The organism is Citrobacter sp. C5_2 (assembly GCF_014596845.2).
In the GTDB taxonomy this organism is placed as follows: domain Bacteria; phylum Pseudomonadota; class Gammaproteobacteria; order Enterobacterales; family Enterobacteriaceae; genus Citrobacter; species Citrobacter werkmanii.
This window is the reverse complement of record NZ_CP115032.1, coordinates 3,121,939-3,142,756: the sequence shown is the minus strand read 5'-3', so window position 1 is coordinate 3,142,756 and position 20,818 is coordinate 3,121,939. Positions and strand designations below refer to the sequence as shown.

The window sequence follows — 20,818 nt, the reverse complement described above, 5'->3', positions numbered from 1 at the left end:
GAAGATTAGCCGTTGAGTTTTACTGCCAGACCTGCGACATATTCACCCTGATAGCGGGCGATAGACAACTCTTCGTGACTTGGCTGACGGGAGCCGTCGCCTCCGGCGATGGTGGTTGCGCCGTAAGGCGTACCGCCGCGAACCTGTGAGACATCAAACAGCTCTTGCGCTGCGTAGCCGATCGGCACAATCACCATCCCATGATGGGCAAGCGTCGTCCAGGTTGAGGTAATGGTTTGTTCCTGACCGCCGCCGGTCCCCGTTGAGCTGAATACGCTGGCGAGTTTGCCGTACAGCGCGCCGGAAGCCCACAGCCCGCCAGTCTGGTCAAGGAAAGTACGCATCTGGCCGGACATATTGCCAAAGCGTGTGGGGGTACCAAAAATGATGGCGTCGTAATCAGCCAGTTCTTGCGGGGTGGCGACTGGTGCATTTTGTGTTTTACCGCCCGCCTTGAGGAAAATCTCAGGCTGCATGGTTTCCGGTACACGCTTAATGATGACTTCCGCGCCGTCTACCTTATTTGCGCCTTCTGCAACTGCATGGGCCATAGTTTCAATGTGTCCGTACATGGAATAATAAAGCACCAGAACTTTTGCCATTTTACACTACTCCTCGAGTTAACCGTGTCCGTAGCGATTCGCTACCTACCTATAAAGATATGACGTACTGTCAGGAGTGCAAATTTCACAAACACTTCTTTGATTTATAACAATTTTTATAACATCCTCTTTTGTTGCAAAATGATACATATTTAACCGTGCGAAATTTGGTAGTCATAAGAAAGGCTTATTGATTTCTTCTTGTTATTATTTTGATCATGCAGCGGATCCTGTTGCAGGATATTACAGTTTGCTGGTCAACAGGCCGGTCTTCGCTAAGCTTAATTCCACGCAGTGAAAACAAGGGCCTCGCCCAGACGCTGCGTTGAGGTATCACTCCTCAGTACCTATGCAATATGATGTCTAATCAATGACGGAGGTCAGTAATGGCAAACCATCGAGGCGGTTCCGGTAACTTTGCGGAAGACCGCGAAAGAGCATCAGAAGCAGGTCGAAAAGGTGGCCAGCATAGCGGGGGCAACTTCAAGAATGACCCGCAACGCGCTTCAGAAGCAGGCAAGAAAGGGGGCAAAAATAGCCACGGCAGCAATAAATCGTAATTATTGCATTGCCTGTTAGTTATGTCGTGACGGTCTCGTGTTTCATCTTAGCCGTCACGAAGCCACCGCCGCCGGGATCATCCGGCGGTTTTTTTGTCAGCAAGGTTGAACTGTAACAAAACGCAACGCAGACTAATGACATTCTGTTAATCGGGTGTCTCATGTCTTTACTTTCTCGTTATTCCTTTTCTGTTAAACCTCAGGAGGCGATCCTCATTGTGATCACCATGTTCTGGGGTGGAACGTTTTTGGCGGTGCAATATGCCGTTACTCTGAGCGGGCCCTTTTTCTTTGTCGGTGTGCGTTTTGCTACTGCCGCGCTGGCCGTTGCGCTTCTGTCGTGGCGAACGCTGCATAAGCTGACCTGGCTGGAGTTTAAAGCTGGCGTGGCGATCGGCATTGCGATAGCGCTGGGCTATAGCCTGCAAACCTGGGGCTTGCAGTTTATTCCCAGCAGTAAATCGGCGTTTATTACCGCGATGTACGTACCGCTGGTGCCGCTGTTGCAATGGCTATGTCTGGGGCGTATGCCCGGCCTGATGCCGTGTGTCGGGATTGTACAGGCCTTTATCGGGTTGATCTTTCTTGCCGGACCGGGGGGAAATTTACTGGCGCTGGGTGAAGGTGAGTGGATCACGCTCGCGGGCGCGGTGGCAATTGCGGCAGAAATTATTCTGATTAGCGCGTGGGCGGGAAAAGTAGATGTGCGTCGGGTAACGGTGGTGCAACTGGCAACCGCTTCTGTGGCGGCGTTTATTGCCATGGCCCCGGCAGGAGAGTCTGTACCGCCGATGTCGACAGGATTGCTGGTGGTCGCGCTGGGGTTAGGAATTTTTAGCGCGATTATTCAGGTCACCATGAACTGGGCGCAGCGCAGCGTTTCGCCGACGCGGGCGACGGTCATCTACACCGGAGAGCCGGTGTGGGCGGGGATCTTTGGTCGTCTGGCGGGTGAACGTCTACCGCTACTGGCTTTGTTAGGCGCGGCATTCATTATTGTTGGCGTGCTGGTCAGCGAACTGAAGTTCAAGAAGAAAAAAGCGCAGCCGCAGGCGGCGCCTCCTGAATCGCTTTAATTTAACCATTCACCGTGTGATTTGGTATGCTGACGCCCTCAAAAGAAGGAGAGGGCGCATGGTCCAACGCGCAGAGAAAAAAAACGGTAAACGATCGCAGGCCGTCAGTGCAAAACGTCAGGCTATTTTAACCGCGGCATTAAATATCTTCTCCCAATATGGGATCCATGGTACGCGTCTGGAACAGGTGGCAGAGCAGGCGGGGGTGTCAAAAACGAATCTGCTCTATTACTACCCGTCAAAAGAGGTGCTCTATATTGCCGTTTTACGGCAAATCCTCGACATCTGGCTGGCACCGCTAAAGGCGTTTCGCGAAGACTTTGCGCCGCTGGTGGCCATTAAGGAATATATTCGCCTGAAGCTGGAAGTGTCGCGCGATTACCCGCAGGCTTCCCGGTTATTCTGCATGGAGATGCTGGCGGGCGCGCCATTGTTGATGGCTGAATTAACGGGCGATCTTAAAACGCTGATTGATGAGAAATCGGCGTTGATTGCCGGATGGGTCAGCAGTGGGAAACTGGCTCCTGTCGATCCGCACCATCTGATTTTCATGATTTGGGCTTCAACACAGCATTATGCAGACTTTGCCCCACAGGTAGAGGCGGTAACGGGCGCAACGCTGCGTGATGAAGCCTTTTTTAACCAGACCGTTGAGAGCGTACAGCGGATGATTATCGAAGGGATCCGCGTGCGTTAGCTGGCAGGCGGTAGCGGACAGCTTAAATCGCCTTCTTCACACTGTAAAAGCGAGGCGAGAAACGCTTCGCGCTCGTTGGTCTTATCCGTTAAACACTGGCTGGAAATCATCGCCTGGGCGCTTCCGCCTTCGGTACCGGAACTGATTAACGCACAGTCTGCATCGCGCAGGGTTATCCACGAAGTTTGCGCTTTTTTCAGTAAATCGCGCTGGGGCGGGGCGGCGCGCTTGAGCGCATTCTGATACGTTTCATTAAGTTTGGCGTCGGCCGCTTTAAACTGCTCTGCCGCACAGGTGTTCATTTCAGCTTGATTATTCGCGTTGGCGCAGTCATCTGCCAGCGCCTGGCCGCTCAGCAGCAGCGCTGCACATGTCAGTAAAATTCGTTTCATGTTTCCCTCTGGCTTTATAAAAAAGGCCCCGTTACCGGAGCCTTAATTAACCACAACCTTAGCCGATTGTCATCAGGCTGGCGTTGCCTCCGGCGGCGGCAGTATTGACGCTCAGGGAGCGTTCAATATACAGCCTCTCAAGCAGGATATTGCTTTCGCCGCGGGCAAAGCCCTGAACCGACACAATCGCTCCTTCACGAGCCGCCACCGCTTCACACAGCGCGCGAAGCTGATCGGAATCGCCATGGAAAATTACGGCATCAAACGGCTGCGTGGCGATGTTGTCCGCTTTGGCAAACTGAATCCGCCCGGAGACTGCAACTGGCAGACGTTTTGCCAGTTCGCGATGGAACGCATCATCCGGCCACAGGATCAAGCTTCCCACCGAAGTCACAGCGGCAACCTGCACCAGCGCATCCTGCTCGTCATCAGCGATACACAGTACGCGCTCGCGCGGTAACAGCGTCCAGGTATTGCGCTCGCCGGTTGGTCCTGGCAGCAGACGTTGCGTTCCGGCCTGCGCCAGTTCACCAAACTGCTGGCAAAGCGCACGCAGCGACGGACGATCGGCGGCCCATTCGGTGAGGGCTTCCAGCGGTTGCACGAGAGCCGCTTTGAGCTGCGCATCGACAGGATAGTCTGCATCCTGACGGGCAAGCGTAATGCCCAGCGCATTCTCCGGGCGGTTAGCCAGCAGGCGGTACAGGTACAGCGGTCCACCTGCTTTTGGTCCGGTTCCTGACAAGCCTTCGCCACCGAATGGCTGCACCCCGACGACGGCGCCAACCATATTACGGTTAACGTACAGGTTCCCCACATGTGCAGATCCCGTGACCTGAGCGATGGTTTCATCGATACGGGTGTGGACGCCCAGCGTCAGGCCGTAGCCGGAGGCATTAATTTGTTCAATCAGGCTGCCCAGATTGTTACGGGTGTAACGCACGACATGCAGTACCGGACCGAACACCTCTTTTTGTAATTCATCGAAGCTTTCCAGCTCAATAAGCGTCGGAGCGATAAAGGTACCGGTTTGCCATTCCCGCGCATCGTCACTGTTCTCACGCACGGCCTGGAATACCGGACGTCCTTTGGCGCGCATGGCCTGAATATGGCGCTCAATATTGGCTTTGGCTTCTTCATCGATAACCGGCCCAATATCGGTAGTCAGGCGACCCGGATTACCCATGCGGCATTCCGCCATCGCCCCGCGCAACATTTTCAGCGTGTGGTCGGCAATATCATCCTGCAGACACAGCACGCGCAGCGCTGAGCAGCGCTGTCCGGCACTGTCAAAAGCAGAAGCCAACACGTCGACCACCACCTGTTCCGTCAGCGCTGAGGAGTCGACGATCATCGCATTCATGCCACCGGTTTCGGCGATAAGTGGGATTGGACGGCCCTGAGCATCAAGGCGGGTCGCAATATTGCGTTGCAACAGCGTGGCGACTTCCGTCGAGCCGGTAAACATCACGCCGCGTACGCGCTCATCGGAAGTGAGCTGCGCCCCGACGGTTTCGCCCTTGCCTGGCAACAGTTGTACCACGCCCGGCGGTACGCCCGCTTCGAGTAAAATAGCGATACCCTGGGCGGCAATCAGCGGGGTTTGTTCCGCTGGTTTTGCCAGTACGCTGTTGCCTGCGGCCAGCGCGGCGGCAATCTGTCCGCTGAAAATGGCCAGCGGGAAGTTCCACGGGCTGATACAAACTACCGGGCCTAACGGACGATGGGTTTCATTATCGAAGTCATCGCGCACCTGGCCTGCATAATAGTGCAAGAAGTCTACCGCTTCGCGCACTTCTGCAATGGCGTTGCTGAAGGTTTTACCCGCTTCGCGTACCAGAATGCCAATTAATTGCTGCATCTGGCCTTCCATCAGAACGGCAGCGCGATGCAAAATAGCGGCGCGCTCTTGTGGCGGCGTCGCAAACCAGATTGGCGCATTATTAACGGCGTTTTGTAATGCCTGTTCCACTTCGCTGTGAGTCGCTTCACGCACGTAGCCGACAATGTCTTTTGGCTCGGCCGGGTTAACGACCGGCGTCATTTCACCGTCAGCAACCGGCTGCTCGAGAATCGGTTTGGCATGCCATTTTTGCAGCGCGCTATTGAGCAGGGCAGAGGACAGCGAGGCCAGACGATGTTCGTTAGCCAAATCCAGTCCGCCTGAGTTTTCCCGGCCTTTACCGTACAGGTCGCGCGGCAGGGGAATCTTCGGATGCGGTAAACCTGTCTGGCCTTCCTGTTGCGCCAGTTTTTCCACGGCTTCGACCGGATCAGCAACCAGTTCGTCCAGCGGCAAGGTGGTGTCAGCAATGCGGTTGACGAACGAGGTGTTGGCGCCGTTTTCCAGCAGACGACGCACCAGGTACGCCAGCAGGGTTTCGTGTGTACCTACCGGCGCATAAATACGGCATGGACGGTTCAGTTTGCCATCCGCGACTTTGCCCGTGACCTGCTCGTACAGGGGTTCGCCCATACCGTGCAGGCACTGGAACTCATACTGACCAGGATAATAGTTTTGCCCCGCTAACTGATAAATCGCCGCCAGCGTGTGGGCGTTATGGGTGGCGAACTGCGGGTAGATCAGATTCGGTACGGCCAGCAGTTTTTTCGCACAGGCCAGATAGGAAACGTCGGTATACACCTTACGGGTATAAACCGGATAGCCTTCCAGACCGTCCATTTGCGCACGTTTGATTTCGCTATCCCAGTATGCGCCTTTAACCAGACGGATCATCAGACGGCGGCGACTGCGGGTGGCGAGATCGATCAGATAGTCGATAACAAATGGGCAGCGCTTCTGGTAGGCCTGGATAACAAAGCCGATACCGTTCCAGCCCGCCAGTTCGGGTTCGAAGCACAGTTTTTCCAACAGATCGAGGGAGATCTCCAGTCGATCAGCCTCTTCGGCGTCGATATTAATACCGATGTCGTACTGACGGGCCAGCAGTGTCAACGATTTCAGGCGCGGATAGAGTTCATCCATCACACGGTCATATTGCGCGCGGCTATAGCGCGGGTGCAGCGCCGACAGCTTAATAGAGATACCGGGCCCTTCATAAATGCCGCGTCCATTAGACGCTTTACCAATGGCGTGGATCGCCTGCTGGTAAGAAACCAGATAAGCCTGAGCATCAGCGGCGGTTAGCGCCGCTTCGCCCAGCATGTCGTAGGAGTAGCGGAAACCTTTTTCTTCCAGTTTACGTGCGTTAGCCAGCGCTTCGGCGATGGTTTCTCCGGTGACGAACTGTTCGCCCATCAGGCGCATCGCCATGTCGACGCCTTTACGCACTAAAGGTTCGCCGCTCTTGCCGATAATACGGTTGAGCGAGCGGGAGAGGCTGGCTTCGTTATGCGTAGAAACCAGACGACCGGTAAACAACAGTCCCCAGGTCGCCGCGTTAACGAACAGGGATGGGCTACGCCCAATGTGCGACTGCCAGTTACCGTTGCTGATTTTGTCGCGGATCAACGCATCGCGGGTTGCCTTATCGGGAATACGCAGCAGGGCTTCGGCCAGACACATCAGCGCCACGCCTTCCTGCGAAGAAAGGGAGAACTCCTGCAATAAACCTTGTACCATTCCGGCGCGACCGCTGGCGGTCTTCTGGTTACGCAGTTTGTCGGCCAGATCGTACGCCAGCTTATGCGCCTGCTCGGCGATGGGTTGCGGCAGACGTGCCTGCTCCATCAGCATTGGCACGGCGTCGGTTTCAGCGCGGCGGTACGCGGCGGTGATTGCCGCACGGGAAACGGACTGCGGCAGAATTTGTTCGGCAAATTCCAGGAAAGGCTGATGCGTTTCATTCTGCGGCGTGGTTGACTCCTCGCCCTCATTCGCCGCGCCTGCCAGCAGTGCCGGCAGTTCAGGAAGCGCATCGTCATTTTCCAGTCTTTCAAGATAATTAAAGATGGCTTGTTTAATCAGCCAATGCGGTGTGCGATCGATTCGTGATGCGGCTGTTTTAATACGCTCGCGAGTGGCGTCATCCAGCTTAACCCCCATCGTGGTGGTTCCCATGCCGTTTACTCCTGTTGTACTGAAATACGGGTCTGATAGTTACCGAGAAATATCCACTATGTTGCAACTTTGTGCAACCGTGTTAAATGTGACGTGGTTTGCAAGCTTGAAAATGAATGAAATGTTAATAAATTTGATGTTCGTGACAGGGCGAATAAAAATTACGGAATCTTTTTCTCTGCGGTAGTTAACACTTTTCAAAGGTGCAACCAAGAAAAGTGTGAGAGAGTGCAACCTACAGAAAAATGCTATCTACTCTGGATCAATTTTGATGTAAATGGTGTGTTAAATCGATTGTGAATGACCATCGCTTCCGGCAGGATACGGTCGCCTGGTAAACATAGATATCTTTGCCACGTTCCGGCAGGGTAATAAAACGGCAAGCCACGGCATTGCTGATACATAATTTTGGAGAGTTTTGATGGCTATTAGCACACCGATGTTAGTGACATTCTGTGTCTATATTTTCGGCATGATATTGATAGGGTTTATTGCATGGCGTTCAACCAAAAACTTTGACGATTACATTCTGGGTGGACGTAGTCTGGGTCCATTCGTGACCGCGTTATCCGCTGGCGCATCCGATATGAGTGGCTGGTTGCTGATGGGGCTGCCAGGCGCGATTTTCCTGTCGGGGATTTCAGAAAGCTGGATCGCCATTGGCCTTATTTTGGGCGCATGGATCAACTGGAAGCTGGTGGCCGGACGTTTGCGCGTACACACCGAATACAATAACAATGCGCTGACGTTACCGGATTACTTTACCGGTCGCTTTGAAGATAAAAGCCGCATTCTGCGGATTATCTCCGCGCTGGTTATTCTGCTGTTTTTCACCATCTATTGTGCTTCAGGGATTGTGGCAGGGGCGCGTCTGTTTGAAAGCACCTTTGGCATGAGCTACGAAACAGCACTGTGGGCGGGGGCGGCTGCGACGATCATTTATACCTTTATCGGTGGTTTTCTGGCGGTAAGCTGGACTGATACCGTTCAGGCCAGCCTGATGATCTTTGCTCTGATCCTGACGCCGGTCATGGTCATTATCGGCGTGGGTGGATTCGATGATTCGCTGGAAGTGATTAAACAAAAGAGCATTGAGAACGTAGACATGTTCAAAGGGCTGAATTTTGTTGCCATCATTTCTCTGATGGGTTGGGGCCTGGGCTACTTTGGCCAGCCGCATATTCTGGCGCGCTTTATGGCGGCAGATTCTCACCATAGTATTGTGCATGCACGTCGTATTAGCATGACCTGGATGATCCTGTGTTTGGGCGGCGCAGTTGCCGTTGGTTTCTTCGGTATCGCTTACTTTAATAACAACCCATCGCTGGCAGGTGCCGTTAACCAGAACGCTGAGCGTGTGTTTATTGAACTGGCGCAAATCCTGTTCAACCCGTGGATTGCCGGTATTCTGCTGTCTGCGATCCTCGCGGCGGTGATGTCGACCTTAAGTTGCCAACTGCTGGTGTGTTCCAGCGCAATCACCGAAGATTTGTACAAAGCGTTCCTGCGTAAAAATGCCAGCCAGAAAGAGCTGGTGTGGATTGGTCGTATCATGGTGCTGGTTGTGGCCCTGGTGTCCATCGCGCTGGCGGCCAACCCGGAGAACCGTGTACTGGGTCTGGTAAGCTACGCCTGGGCAGGCTTTGGCGCGGCGTTTGGTCCGGTGGTTCTGTTCTCGGTAATGTGGTCGCGCATGACCCGCAACGGCGCGCTGGCAGGGATGATCATCGGCGCGGTGACGGTAATCGTCTGGAAGCAGTTTGCCTGGCTGGGTCTGTATGAAATCATCCCTGGCTTTATTTTCGGCAGCATCGGTATTGTCGTCTTTAGTCTGTTGGGTAAAGCGCCATCAACCGCAATGCAGCAACGTTTTGCCGAGGCTGACGCGCATTATCACTCCGCGCCGCCGTCTCGTTTACAGGCAGAATAATCTACCTTTGTCCTCAGGCCCGCCGCGTGCGCAATACCGTTCGGTTAAGCATGTATGGAGAACGTTTTACCCTGAATTAGTTTCCGTTCACCTTATGTGCATTGCTTCTCTGATATCGCTATACCTGTGAACGTGCAAGGGAGGCTCACCGCCGCCTCCCTTGCATCCCAGGCTCCCGGCGGGAAAATCGTCGCTGCGCGAGCTATTCGTCTTATGCCGTCTGCCTGTCGGGTCGGGGCCGAGCCTGCGTCCCTGCAGGCCGTCCCCTCTGTCCGCATCCCTGCGGACAGACCCGGTCAGCCGTCAACGCCTCATCGATTTTCAGCCGGACCGGGGTCATCGCTTCAACGCTCTGACTTTCAGTAAAATCTTTTTTGCTGTTCAACATATTTAAATAAAAACACAGGAGGTCAGGTGTGGCTGGTCCGGCTGAAAATTGCCGACGTGTTTCCGTAAGGCCGGGAGAGCCAGCATGGATGCTGGCTCAGGGCGCGCTTTGCAGGGACGCTACCTCGCGCCCGGCCCGGTCGCCTGGAGGAATAAACGGAGGGGACCGCGGAGCGGCAATTTTCCCGCCGGGAGCCGGGATTGTAAAGGGCGTGGCGGAGAACGCCCTTTACACGTTCACAGGAATCGGTGTTTCAGAGAAACGATGTACATGAGGTGAACGGAATTCTTCCTCTGAAATAGCATGTTCATTACCTTCGCGAATACAGGTTGATGCTTTCTGATATAGAGGCGTTAACTTAATGACATTGACGCATGTGGGGGGCTTTTATTACCTACGCTGCAAGCTCGCTATAACCATTACCTGCCTAACCTTTTACATTCAGTCATCATTCTCAAAACATTCTGCTTGAGTTTTTCTTTCCTGTAATGATAATCACTATCACTGTAATTTACTTTTCTTTGCATCAATTGACTGAGAATAACGTTTAAGGGTTCTTCGCATGTTTGTTCCATTTCTAATTATGTTGCGCGAAGGGTTAGAGGCCGCGCTGATTGTCAGCCTGATTGCCAGCTACCTGAAACGGACTCAGCGTGGTCGTTGGATTGGTGTGATGTGGATTGGTGTTTTGCTGGCGGCGGCGTTATGCCTGGCGTTAGGGATTTTCATCAACGAAACCACCGGGGAATTTCCGCAAAAAGAGCAGGAGCTGTTCGAAGGCATCGTGGCGGTCATTGCCGTGGTGATCCTCACCTGGATGGTGTTCTGGATGCGTAAAGTTTCACGTAACGTCAAAGTCCAGCTTGAACAGGCTGTCGATAACGCGTTGCAGCGCGGCAACCATCACGGCTGGGCGCTGGTGATGATGGTCTTTTTTGCCGTCGCCCGCGAGGGGCTGGAGTCGGTGTTCTTTCTGCTGGCGGCGTTTCAGCAGGATGTCGGCATCTGGCCGCCGCTGGGCGCGATGCTGGGGCTGGCCACCGCGGTGGTACTGGGTTACCTGATTTACCTCGGCGGTATTCGTCTCAATCTCGGGGCATTCTTCAAGTGGACCAGTCTGTTCATTTTGCTGGTGGCCGCCGGACTTGCCGCTGGAGCCATCCGCGCCTTCCACGAAGCCGGGTTATGGAATCATTTTCAGGATGTGGCGTTTGACATAAGCAGCATACTTTCGACGCACTCGCTGTTTGGCACGTTGATGGAAGGAATCTTCGGCTATCAGGAGGCGCCAAGCGTGAGTGAAGTGGCTGTCTGGTTTATCTACCTGATTCCGGCATTCATTATTTTTGCGCTACCGCCGCGTTCAGGCACTACGGCATCGCGTACCGCACCTTAAAAACAACGCGATGCGGAATACTTTTTAGTTACAACATACTTATTCAAAGGACCAAGTTATGACGTTTCATTTTCGCCGTAGTGCGCTGCAGTTGGGTATTGCCACGCTGTTTGCATCCGTTTTTTCTGCACAAGCCGCCGATATTCCGCAGGTGAAAGTCACGGTTAACGATAAACAGTGTGAGCCGATGACGATCACGGTTAACGCCGGGAAAACGCAGTTCATCATCCAGAACCACAGCCAGAAAGCGCTGGAGTGGGAGATCCTCAAAGGCGTTATGGTGGTTGAAGAGCGCGAAAACATTGCGCCGGGCTTTAGCCAGAAAATGACGGCCAACCTGCAGCCTGGCGAATATGATATGACCTGTGGCTTGTTGACCAACCCGAAAGGCAAATTGATCGTAAAAGGAAGCGCTACAGCGGATGCCGCGCACAGTGATGCTCTGTTGAGTCTGGGCGGCGCGATTACCGAGTACAAAGCCTACGTGACGGCAGAAACCGCGCAACTGGTAGCGGGTACCAAAGCCTTCACCGATGCGATTAAAGCCGGCGATGTGGAAAAAGCAAAATCCTTGTATGCGCCAACGCGTCAGCACTACGAGCGTATTGAACCGATTGCCGAACTGTTCTCCGATCTCGATGGCAGCATTGATGCGCGGGAAGATGATTACGAACAAAAAGCTGCCGATCCGAAATTTACCGGCTTCCACCGTCTGGAAAAAGCGCTGTTCGGTGACAATACCACCAAAGGGATGGACAAGTATGCCGACCAGTTAAACCACGATGTCCTTGACCTGCAAACGCGTATTAGCGAGCTGGCCTTCCCACCGTCTAAAGTGGTAGGTGGCGCGGCAGGGCTGATCGAAGAAGTCGCAGCCAGCAAAATCAGTGGGGAAGAAGATCGCTACAGCCATACCGATCTGTGGGATTTCCAGGCTAACGTCGATGGCGCGCAGAAAATTGTCGATCTCCTGCGTCCGCAGTTACAAAAATCCAATGCTGAACTGCTGGCGAAGGTGGATGCGAACTTCAAAAAAGTCGATACCATTCTGAGCAAGTACCGTACCAAAGACGGTTTTGAAACCTATGACAAACTGACCGATGCCGATCGCAATGCGCTGAAAGGGCCAATCACGACGCTGGCGGAAGACTTGTCACAATTACGCGGTGTTCTGGGTCTGGATTAAGCACTATGCAGCATGATAATGAAAACGGCGTGAGCGAACCTTCACGCCGACGTTTGTTGAAAGGGATGGGCGCTTTGGGCGGCGCGCTGGCGTTGGCTGGCGGATGCCCGGTTGCCCATGCGCAAAAACAGCAAAGCGCGCCGGGAACATTGTCTCCTGATGCGCGCAGTGAAGTGCAGCCGTTTTATGGCCAACATCAGGCGGGGATCCTGACGCCGCAGCAGGCATCCATGATGCTGGTGGCGTTCGATGTTCTCGCCAGCGATAAGGCCGATCTTGAACGTCTGTTCCGGTTGCTAACCCGTCGATTTGCATTTCTGACTACCGGTGGGCCTGCGCCGGATACGCCGAATCCGCGGTTACCGCCGATGGATTCCGGTATCCTTGGCGCATACATCGCACCAGACAATTTGACGATCACGTTGTCGGTCGGATCCTCGCTGTTTGACGAGCGCTATAGTCTGACACCGCAGATGCCGAAAAAGCTGCAAAAAATGACGCGTTTCCCGAATGATTCTCTGGATGCAGCGCTGTGCCATGGCGATCTGCTGTTGCAGATTTGCGCCAACACACAGGACACCGTCATCCACGCGCTGCGCGATATCATCAAACATACGCCCGATCTGCTCAGCGTTCGCTGGAAACGTGAAGGATTTATTTCCGATCACGCCGCGCGCAGTAAAGGGAAAGAGACCCCGGTCAACTTGCTTGGCTTTAAGGACGGTACCGCGAACCCGGACGCTACAGATGCGAAGTTGATGCAAAACGTGGTGTGGGTTACGGACGGGCAGGGCGAACCTGCGTGGGCGCAAGGCGGCAGCTATCAGGCCGTGCGGCTCATTCAGTTCCGCGTGGAGTTTTGGGATCGCACGCCGCTGAAAGAACAGCAAACGATTTTTGGTCGCGATAAACACACCGGTGCGCCGCTGGGTATGCAGCATGAGCACGATGTGCCTGACTATGCCAGCGATCCAGAAGGTGAGGTGATTGCGCTCGACAGCCATATCCGTCTGGCAAACCCGCGTACGAAGGAGACCGAGTCTAGCCTGATGATGCGTCGCGGTTATAGTTATTCGCTCGGCGTGACCAATTCCGGTCAACTTGATATGGGACTGTTGTTCGTCTGCTATCAGCACGATCTGGAAAAAGGTTTTCTGACGGTGCAGAAACGCCTGAACGGTGAAGCGCTTGAGGAGTATGTCAAACCAATTGGTGGCGGTTACTTCTTTGCGTTGCCGGGTGTCAAAACCGCAGATCATTATCTCGGACAGAGTCTGCTCGAAGCTTGATATCTATGCCCCGCAGCGCGGCGGGGCTTTTACTGACATCTTCATGAATGAACGAATTATTTTTTATGATCGGTCTGTGAATGAAATAATTTTGTCATCTTTCTGCAAGAGACTGTCTGTAGCGACAAGTCAAAATCAAGTTAATGTCAAGTAAAAATATTGTTGCATTAGCGAAAGATTATGATGTACTTATAAGTAACAGCGGTAGTTCCCGGCGGTGATAGTTGTTCACTATGGAGATCGCGAATGGAAAAGTCCTGTACTGGACACGTTTTTCACAGTAACAGCAGTACCTTACGCGGACGTTTCTCTTCCGGTAGCCACTTCGTCACCGCTAAATCTCTCCCCCTTTCACTTTTTATCCTTGTAACTGACGCCCTGTACGGTGCGCGTAGCCGTGGGTGGCGTCTTATCCAAAAGCAAGCAATGGCTTACAAGGAAGCCAACCCTCAGATGTTCGTGCGCATAATCGTGCCGCCAACGGCGCGTGTGATGTATACCTACAACTCAAGGTGCTATCCATGGGAAGACAAAAAGCAGTGATCAAAGCTCGTCGCGAAGCAAAACGGGTGCTGAGGCGGGACTCGCGTAGCCATAAGCAACGTGAAGATGAATCGGTCACCTCGCTTGTGCAGATGGGCGGCGTAGAAGCGATCGGAATGGCGCGTGATAGTCGCGATGCCACGCCAATCACGGCGCGAAATGAGGCTCAGGCGCACTACCTGAATGCTATCGAGAGTAAACAGCTGATCTTCGCCACCGGTGAAGCCGGGTGTGGTAAAACCTGGATCAGCGCGGCAAAAGCAGCAGAGGCGCTGATCCACAAAGATGTGGACAGGATTATTGTAACCCGTCCGGTTCTGCAAGCTGATGAAGATCTCGGCTTCTTACCTGGAGATGTTTCCGAGAAGTTCGCTCCCTATTTCCGCCCGGTGTATGACGTGCTGGTGAAACGTCTGGGAGCCTCCTTTATGCAATATTGCCTGCGACCTGAGATTGGTAAGGTGGAAATCGCGCCGTTCGCCTATATGCGTGGACGAACATTTGAAAATGCCGTGGTCATTCTTGACGAGGCTCAGAATGTTACTGCTGCGCAAATGAAGATGTTTTTGACTCGCCTCGGGGAAAATGTGACGGTGATTGTGAATGGGGATGTAACCCAGTGCGATCTACCCGCCCACGTTCGCTCAGGGCTAAGCGATGCGCTGGCCCGTTTCGAAGAAGATGAAATGGTTGGGATCGTTCGTTTCAATAAAGATGATTGCGTTCGCTCGGCGCTCTGTCAGCGAACGCTCAACGCTTACAACTGATGAGTACGCCGTCTTCAAGGCCCGGGAAACCGGGCTTTGTTTTGCGGTATTACAGAATATCTTTTAAGGCGGCAGCCGTCATGGTTGCTTCAAATGGGATCAACTCAACTTTCGCGACGCCAGCCTGCTGGAAGGGATCCTGACTCAGATAGTGTTCTAATTTCTCAGCGTTATCACATTTTGCCAATATCACACCACCGGAACGTGGAGTTTTGCGGCCTGATGCCAGGAATAAACCTTCCGCATAGCCTTTTTGCAGCCAATCCACGTGGGCAGGAAGTAGGCTATCGACGTCTTTCAACGGTTTTATATAGGTTAATACAACAACATAAATAACACTCATTTTATTGTCCCTGCTTTTTGAAAGTGTATTAACGTAGCATATAACCAGGGAGAGAAAAGATTAATATCAACACTGTCCTTCCTAAATTTTAATATTAAAAATGCATATGCAGCATTTATGTCTGTTAATTGTACACTTGTAGGGGGCGGATGGGTTGGCATGGTTGATGGCTGGCGAAAAAATGGCGGCTATCGCTTAATCGGCGAGTTATTATTAATAATCATGAAACATTCGTGATGAGATAAATATTACGATAATGTTCCAGATCATGAGCGTTTTATATTTTTTAACATATTTGGCAAACTGAAACGCATACTTTCGCTATACTATAGATCCTTGAATACGCTGCGCTCCCGAACTGGATCCGCCTTCTAATGCTTGAATTAAAAAATATTGCGTGCCTGCGGGATGAACGTCTACTCTTTTGCCGCCTATCATGTTCTATTCAGCCCGGCGAAGTTGTCCAAATATCGGGTCCTAATGGGGCAGGAAAAACCTCTTTATTACAGCTACTAACCGGATTATCAACGCCGAGCGAAGGGCAGATTTTGTGGCAGGGAAAACCGCTGCATCGGATGCGTGACGACTGGCATCGTCAACTGTTGTGGCTTGGCCATCAGGTTGGCGTAAAAGGGGGGCTGACGGCGGAGGAAAATTTGCGTTTTTATCACCCGCAGGCGTCGCTTGAGACGCGCTGGCAAGCGCTGGAGCAGGTCGGACTGGTCGGTTTTGAAGATGTGGCTGTGGCTCAGCTTTCTGCCGGGCAGCAGCGGCGCGTAGCGCTGGCCAGGCTGTGGCTCAGCCGCGCAATGTTCTGGATTTTAGATGAACCTTTTACTGCGCTGGACGTGGCTGGCGTGCAAAAACTGACCACACGACTGGAGCAGCATGTCGTCCATGGCGGCGCAGTTATTCTGACAACCCATCAACCTTTACGGCCTCTCTGCGTCCCGTTGCGCACGATTACGCTCAATGAGTATGAGGCGGCTGTGGCATGATCACGCAGATTTTCTGGCGCGACCTGCGTCTTGCCTTTCGTAACTGTGCCGAAATTATCAACCCGCTGTGGTTTTTCCTGATTATCGTCACGCTGTTTCCACTCAGTATTGGCCCGGAGCCGCAGTTGCTGCGGCAAATTGCCCCCGGCATCGTCTGGGTAGCAGCGTTACTCTCCTCGCTGCTGGCAATGGATCGACTGTTTCGTGATGACTGGCTGGACGGTTCGTTGCAGCAGATGATACTAATGCCAGTCCCGCTTTCGCTGGTGGTGCTGGCGAAAGTCGCCGCGCACTGGGTGGTTTCCGGGCTACCGCTGTTAATCATTTCGCCGCTTATCGCCACGCTGTTCGGCCTCTCCGTTGCGGAGTGGCAAGTGCTGGCGCTTACGCTATTGTTGGGTACGCCCACGCTCAGTTTTATTGGCGCGATTGGCGTCGGGCTGACCGTCGGATTGCGGCGCGGCGGCGTATTGCTCAGCCTGCTGGTGCTGCCGCTGATGATCCCTTTATTAATTTTTGCGACCGCCGCCGTGGGCGCGGCGCAGATGCTGCTGCCGGTTGACGGCTATCTGGCGATCCTCGGGGCCTTCCTGGCAGGAAGCGCCACCTTAAGTCCGTTCGCCACTGCAGCAGCGTTACGAATCAGCGTGCAATAACTCCCGTCATCTCCCGGAATATGAGGCAAAGAAAAAATGTGGAAAGCGTTACACCAACTCGCCATTCCAGAGCGGTTGTATAAGGTCTGCGGGCGATTTATTCCGGCAATGGCTATCCTGAGCGCGCTGTTTCTGGTGGTGGGCTGTATCTGGGGCTTTGTCTACGCCCCAGCGGATTATCAGCAGGGCGAAAGCTATCGCATCATGTATCTGCATGTGCCCGCGGCTATCTGGTCGATGGGGATTTATGGCTCGATGGCGGTGACCGCCTTTGTGGGCCTGATTTGGCAAATGAAAATGGCGGACAATGCGGTGATTGCGATGGCGCTTCCCGGCGCTGTCTATACCTTCATCGCGCTGGTCACCGGTTCGGCCTGGGGCAAACCAATGTGGGGAACCTGGTGGGTGTGGGATGCGCGTCTGACCTCCGAGCTGGTGCTGCTGTTCTTATATGTCGGCGTGATTGGCTTGTATCACGCCTTTGACGACCGCCGCCTGGCCGGGCGCGCCGCCGGGATCCTCGTTCTGGTCGGGGTGGTCAATTTGCCGATTATTCATTTTTCCGTTGAATGGTGGAACACCCTGCATCAGGGGTCGACCAATATGCAGAAAACCATCGATCCATCTATGCGTATGCCGTTGCGTTTAACGATTTTCGGCTTCTTATTCCTTTTTATTACTCTGACATTAATGCGTATGCGTAATTTGATTCTGCTGCAGGAACGTCGTCGCCCATGGGTGGCGCAGCTGGTTTCCGGGCGCAAGAGCGAGGTTAATTCATGACCAGCGCTTTCCACTCCTGGAGTGATTTCTGGCAGATGGGCGGCTACGCCTTTTATGTCTGGCTGGCGGTTGCCGTGACGGCGCTCTCGCTGCTGGTTGTGGTCTGGCATGCCTGCTGGCAGCGCAGGGCGCTGCTGACTGACGTACAGCGTCAAATGGCGCGCGAGCGCCGGATGCTGGCGGCGCGTAAAAAAGGAGAGGCGTTGTGAATCCGCGGCGTAAGGTACGACTCTGGCTTGCCTGTAGCGTGTTGGGAGGACTGGCGCTGACGGTCGGACTGGTGATGTATGCGCTCAGCGCCAATATCGATCTCTTCTATACGCCGGGGGAAATCATTTACGGCAAGCGGGAAAATGGCCAGAAGCCGGAACCGGGACAGCGCCTGCGCATTGGCGGCATGGTGATGCCCGGCAGCGTGAAGCGTGACGATAAAACGCTGGACGTGACCTTTAAGCTCTACGATGCGCGCGGCGTGGTAGAGGTGAGCTATACGGGGATCCTGCCAGCGCTGTTCAGAGAAGGGCAGGGAGTGGTGGCACAAGGAACACTGCAAGACGGTACCCATATTCGCGCCAAAGAGGTGCTGGCGAAACATGATGAAAACTATACCCCTCCGGAGATTAAAGAGGCGATGGATGAAAATCATCACTCTGCCGGGAATCAACAAGGAGCCGCGCAATGATCCCTGAAATTGGGCATTTTCTGCTGTGCCTGGCGCTGGGTATTTCCTGCCTGCTCGGGCTGTATCCGACCTGGGGCGCGATGCGCCAGGATACGCGGATGATGGCGCTGGCGAAACCGCTGTCGTTCGCCATGTTTGCGGCGATCCTCGGGTCATTTCTGATACTGGTTTATGCTTTTGTGGTGAATGATTTCACCGTTCAGTATGTCGCCAGCAACTCGAATACGCTGCTGCCGGTATGGTATCGCGTGGCGGCTACCTGGGGGGCGCACGAAGGGTCGCTGCTGCTGTGGGTGCTACTGATGAGCGGCTGGACCTTTGCTGTGGCGGCGCTGAGCCGCAACATTCCCCTGGAAGCATCATCCCGCGTGCTGGCGGTGATGGGGATGATCTCCTTCTGCTTCCTGGTGTTCATCCTGCTGACCTCGAATCCGTTTGTACGCACGCTGCCGGACTTTCCGATTGAGGGCCGCGATCTGAATCCGATGCTGCAGGATATTGGACTGATTTTTCATCCACCGATGCTGTACATGGGGTACGTGGGTTTTTCCGTCGCCTTTGCTTTTGCCATCGCCTCGTTAATGACCGGACGTCTGGACAGCGCCTGGGCGCGCTGGTCGCGTCCGTGGACGCTGGCGGCGTGGAGCTTCCTGACGGTGGGCATCGTGTTGGGTTCTGCCTGGGCATACTACGAGCTGGGCTGGGGCGGTTGGTGGTTCTGGGATCCGGTCGAAAACGCCTCGCTGATGCCGTGGCTGGCCGGCACGGCGCTGATTCACTCACTGTCAGTAACGGAGAAGCGGGGTAGCTTCAAATCCTGGACCGTGCTGCTGGCAATCCTCGCCTTCTCGCTCTGCCTGCTCGGCACCTTCCTGGTGCGTTCCGGGGTGCTCATCTCTGTACACTCATTCGCCTCTGATCCGACGCGCGGCCTGTTTATTTTGGCGCTGCTGGTGATCACCATCGGCGGCTCGCTGCTGCTATTTGCCATTAAAGGCGGGAAGGTGCGCTCTCGGGTACACCATGAGCTGTGGTCGCGCGAGTCGCTGCTGTTGGGGAATAACGTCCTGCTGATCGCCGCGATGTTGGTGGTGCTGTTGGGCACACTACTGCCGCTGATTCATAAATTATTGGGGCTGGGTAGTATCTCAATTGGTGAACCATTCTTTAATTCGCTGTTTATCGTGCTGATGATTCCCTTCTCGCTACTGTTGGGGATTGGGCCACTGGTGCGCTGGCGGCGCGATGAATTGCATAAGCTGCGTAAGCGGCTGCTGGTTGCGGCGCTGGTGTCGATTGTGCTGGCCGTGGTGCTGCCGTGGCTGATACAGGACCATATTAAGGCGATGACCGTGCTTGGTCTGCTGATGTCGCTGTGGGCGTTGGTTCTGACAGTGATGGAGGTAGTGGAACGCGCTACCGATCGCCATACCTTCTGGCGCGGGCTAACTCGCCTGGGGCGCAGCCACTGGGGGATGGTGGCTGGGCATGTCGGGCTGGTGGTGACGGTGATTGGCATCGCCTTTAGCCAGAACTATAGCATTGAGCGCGATGTGCGTATGAAGCCGGGCGATAGCGTCGATATTCATCAATATCACTTTGTCTTCCGCGACGTTCAGGACATTACAGGTCCGAACTATTTTGGCGGTGAAGCGGTGATTGACGTCTCGCAGGACGGGCGGCATATCAGCACGCTGCGGGCAGAAAAACGCGTCTACAGCAGCAGCCGGATGGAGATGACCGAGGCCGCCATCGACGGCGGGTTGGTGCGCGATCTGTATGCCGCGCTGGGTGAAGAACTGGATGACGGCAGTTGGGCGGTGCGCCTGTACTACAAACCGTTTGTTCGCTGGATCTGGTTTGGCGGAATGTTAATGGCGCTTGGTGGCGTATTGTGCATTCTGGACCCGCGCTACCGCTTACGTAAATCGCTGCCGGAGAACGCACAATGAACCGCAAAGTCCTTTATCTGCCGCTGGTTATCTTTCTGGTTCTGGTGGCGGCGCTGATGTGGCAACTGCTGCGCAATAGCGACGGCGATGACCCGACGGCGCTGGAGTCGGCGCTGGTTGGCAAACCGCTCCCCGCGTTTCATCTGGCGTCGCTGGAGAAGCCTGACATGATGCTGGACGCGTCCAGTATTATCAACGGTAAGCCGGTGCTGCTTAACGTCTGGGCGACCTGGTGTCCAACCTGCCGCGCGGAGCACCAATACCTGCGTTCCCTCGCGGCGCAGGGTATTCGCATCGTGGGCATTAACTATAAAGACGATCGCCAGAAGGCGCTGGACTGGCTGCAGGAGCTGGGTAATCCGTACGCGCAGGGGGTGTTTGATGGTGACGGTATGCTGGGATTGGATCTCGGTGTCTACGGTGCGCCGGAAACCTTTCTTATCGACGGCAAAGGCATTATTCGCTACCGCCATGCAGGCGATCTGAACGAACAGGTATGGCAGCAGGAAATCCTGCCGTTGTGGAATAAATACAGTCGGGAGGGCAGCGCGTGAGAT

Annotated in this window: 20 protein-coding genes; 16 read left to right on the top strand and 4 right to left on the bottom strand. The window is 54.2% G+C overall.

The features are described 5' to 3' along the window. Window positions 1–5: 5 nt before the first annotated feature. Window positions 6–602: an NAD(P)H:quinone oxidoreductase gene (wrbA, locus tag ICA20_RS15460; RefSeq protein ID WP_038639541.1), complete on the bottom strand. Its 597-nt coding sequence runs from the start codon at window positions 600–602 to the stop codon at window positions 6–8. Between the two features lie 386 nt (window positions 603–988). On the opposite strand from wrbA, the gene ICA20_RS15455 reads away from it, so the two are divergent. The 3 genes from ICA20_RS15455 to rutR all read left to right on the top strand — a co-directional run bounded on the left by ICA20_RS15455 (window position 989) and on the right by rutR (window position 2,935). Further along, a complete protein-coding gene (locus ICA20_RS15455) occupies window positions 989–1,162 on the top strand; it encodes a general stress protein (protein ID WP_032939912.1) in 174 nt (57 codons plus the stop codon). Window positions 1,163–1,323: 161 nt separating this feature from the next. Continuing rightward, on the top strand, window positions 1,324–2,238 hold the full coding sequence (locus ICA20_RS15450) for a DMT family transporter (RefSeq protein ID WP_038639544.1): 915 nt from the start codon (window positions 1,324–1,326) through the stop codon (window positions 2,236–2,238). Window positions 2,239–2,296: 58 nt separating this feature from the next. Continuing rightward, window positions 2,297–2,935: an HTH-type transcriptional regulator RutR gene (rutR, locus tag ICA20_RS15445; RefSeq protein ID WP_038639547.1), complete on the top strand. Its 639-nt coding sequence runs from the start codon at window positions 2,297–2,299 to the stop codon at window positions 2,933–2,935. Here rutR and ICA20_RS15440 read toward each other — a convergent pair. Both ICA20_RS15440 and putA read right to left on the bottom strand, forming a co-directional pair. Continuing rightward, the gene (locus ICA20_RS15440; protein WP_038639550.1) at window positions 2,932–3,327 is read right to left on the bottom strand and encodes a lysozyme inhibitor LprI family protein; all 396 of its coding nucleotides are present in this window, start codon (window positions 3,325–3,327) and stop codon (window positions 2,932–2,934) included. The two genes, rutR and ICA20_RS15440, sit on opposite strands and share 4 nt — an antisense overlap. Before the next feature lie 58 nt (window positions 3,328–3,385). Then, window positions 3,386–7,348 carry a trifunctional transcriptional regulator/proline dehydrogenase/L-glutamate gamma-semialdehyde dehydrogenase gene (putA, locus tag ICA20_RS15435; RefSeq protein WP_038639552.1) on the bottom strand — a complete coding sequence of 1,321 codons (3,963 nt, stop codon included), beginning with the start codon at window positions 7,346–7,348 and terminating at the stop codon, window positions 3,386–3,388. Between the two features lie 421 nt (window positions 7,349–7,769). Here putA and putP point away from each other — a divergent pair, with 421 nt between their 5' ends. The 6 genes from putP to phoH all read left to right on the top strand — a co-directional run bounded on the left by putP (window position 7,770) and on the right by phoH (window position 14,847). Continuing rightward, complete coding sequence (putP, locus tag ICA20_RS15430) at window positions 7,770–9,278, top strand: sodium/proline symporter PutP (protein WP_038639556.1); 1,509 nt, start codon at window positions 7,770–7,772, stop codon at window positions 9,276–9,278. A gap of 950 nt (window positions 9,279–10,228) precedes the next feature. Further along, the gene (efeU, locus tag ICA20_RS15425; RefSeq protein WP_038639559.1) at window positions 10,229–11,062 is read left to right on the top strand and encodes an iron uptake transporter permease EfeU; all 834 of its coding nucleotides are present in this window, start codon (window positions 10,229–10,231) and stop codon (window positions 11,060–11,062) included. 58 nt (window positions 11,063–11,120) lie between these two features. Next, a complete protein-coding gene (gene efeO / locus ICA20_RS15420; protein ID WP_038639562.1) occupies window positions 11,121–12,248 on the top strand; it encodes an iron uptake system protein EfeO in 1,128 nt (375 codons plus the stop codon). A gap of 5 nt (window positions 12,249–12,253) precedes the next feature. After that, the gene (gene efeB / locus ICA20_RS15415; RefSeq protein WP_038639565.1) at window positions 12,254–13,537 is read left to right on the top strand and encodes an iron uptake transporter deferrochelatase/peroxidase subunit; all 1,284 of its coding nucleotides are present in this window, start codon (window positions 12,254–12,256) and stop codon (window positions 13,535–13,537) included. Window positions 13,538–13,783: 246 nt separating this feature from the next. Next, window positions 13,784–14,080, top strand: coding sequence for a hypothetical protein (locus ICA20_RS15410; RefSeq protein WP_038639568.1), 297 nt, complete (start codon window positions 13,784–13,786; stop codon window positions 14,078–14,080). Next, window positions 14,059–14,847, top strand: coding sequence for a phosphate starvation-inducible protein PhoH (phoH, locus tag ICA20_RS15405; RefSeq protein WP_006685183.1), 789 nt, complete (start codon window positions 14,059–14,061; stop codon window positions 14,845–14,847). The genes ICA20_RS15410 and phoH overlap by 22 nt, the downstream gene beginning before the upstream one ends. 49 nt (window positions 14,848–14,896) lie before the next feature. On the opposite strand, the gene ICA20_RS15400 is transcribed toward phoH, so the two are convergent. Then, window positions 14,897–15,190, bottom strand: coding sequence for a YciI family protein (locus ICA20_RS15400; RefSeq protein ID WP_038639571.1), 294 nt, complete (start codon window positions 15,188–15,190; stop codon window positions 14,897–14,899). A gap of 374 nt (window positions 15,191–15,564) precedes the next feature. Between ICA20_RS15400 and ccmA the strand changes: the two genes are divergently transcribed. The 7 genes from ccmA to ICA20_RS15365 are packed head-to-tail and all read left to right on the top strand — an operon-like array spanning window position 15,565 to window position 20,815. Beyond that, entirely contained in the window at window positions 15,565–16,188 is a 624-nt protein-coding gene (gene ccmA / locus ICA20_RS15395; protein ID WP_038639573.1) for a cytochrome c biogenesis heme-transporting ATPase CcmA, read from the top strand. Continuing rightward, a complete protein-coding gene (ccmB, locus tag ICA20_RS15390; protein ID WP_038639576.1) occupies window positions 16,185–16,844 on the top strand; it encodes a heme exporter protein CcmB in 660 nt (219 codons plus the stop codon). Before ccmA ends, ccmB begins: the two co-directional genes overlap by 4 nt. Window positions 16,845–16,880: 36 nt before the next feature. After that, the gene (locus ICA20_RS15385; protein WP_038639579.1) at window positions 16,881–17,627 is read left to right on the top strand and encodes a heme ABC transporter permease; all 747 of its coding nucleotides are present in this window, start codon (window positions 16,881–16,883) and stop codon (window positions 17,625–17,627) included. Continuing rightward, the gene (gene ccmD / locus ICA20_RS15380; RefSeq protein WP_038639581.1) at window positions 17,624–17,836 is read left to right on the top strand and encodes a heme exporter protein CcmD; all 213 of its coding nucleotides are present in this window, start codon (window positions 17,624–17,626) and stop codon (window positions 17,834–17,836) included. Before ICA20_RS15385 ends, ccmD begins: the two co-directional genes overlap by 4 nt. Continuing rightward, window positions 17,833–18,309 carry a cytochrome c maturation protein CcmE gene (ccmE, locus tag ICA20_RS15375; RefSeq protein ID WP_038639584.1) on the top strand — a complete coding sequence of 159 codons (477 nt, stop codon included), beginning with the start codon at window positions 17,833–17,835 and terminating at the stop codon, window positions 18,307–18,309. Before ccmD ends, ccmE begins: the two co-directional genes overlap by 4 nt. Beyond that, window positions 18,306–20,261 (top strand): heme lyase CcmF/NrfE family subunit, encoded by a 1,956-nt coding sequence (locus ICA20_RS15370; protein WP_038639587.1) that lies wholly within the window; start codon window positions 18,306–18,308, stop codon window positions 20,259–20,261. Before ccmE ends, ICA20_RS15370 begins: the two co-directional genes overlap by 4 nt. Beyond that, window positions 20,258–20,815, top strand: coding sequence for a DsbE family thiol:disulfide interchange protein (locus ICA20_RS15365; RefSeq protein ID WP_038639592.1), 558 nt, complete (start codon window positions 20,258–20,260; stop codon window positions 20,813–20,815). Before ICA20_RS15370 ends, ICA20_RS15365 begins: the two co-directional genes overlap by 4 nt. Window positions 20,816–20,818: the final 3 nt, after the last annotated feature.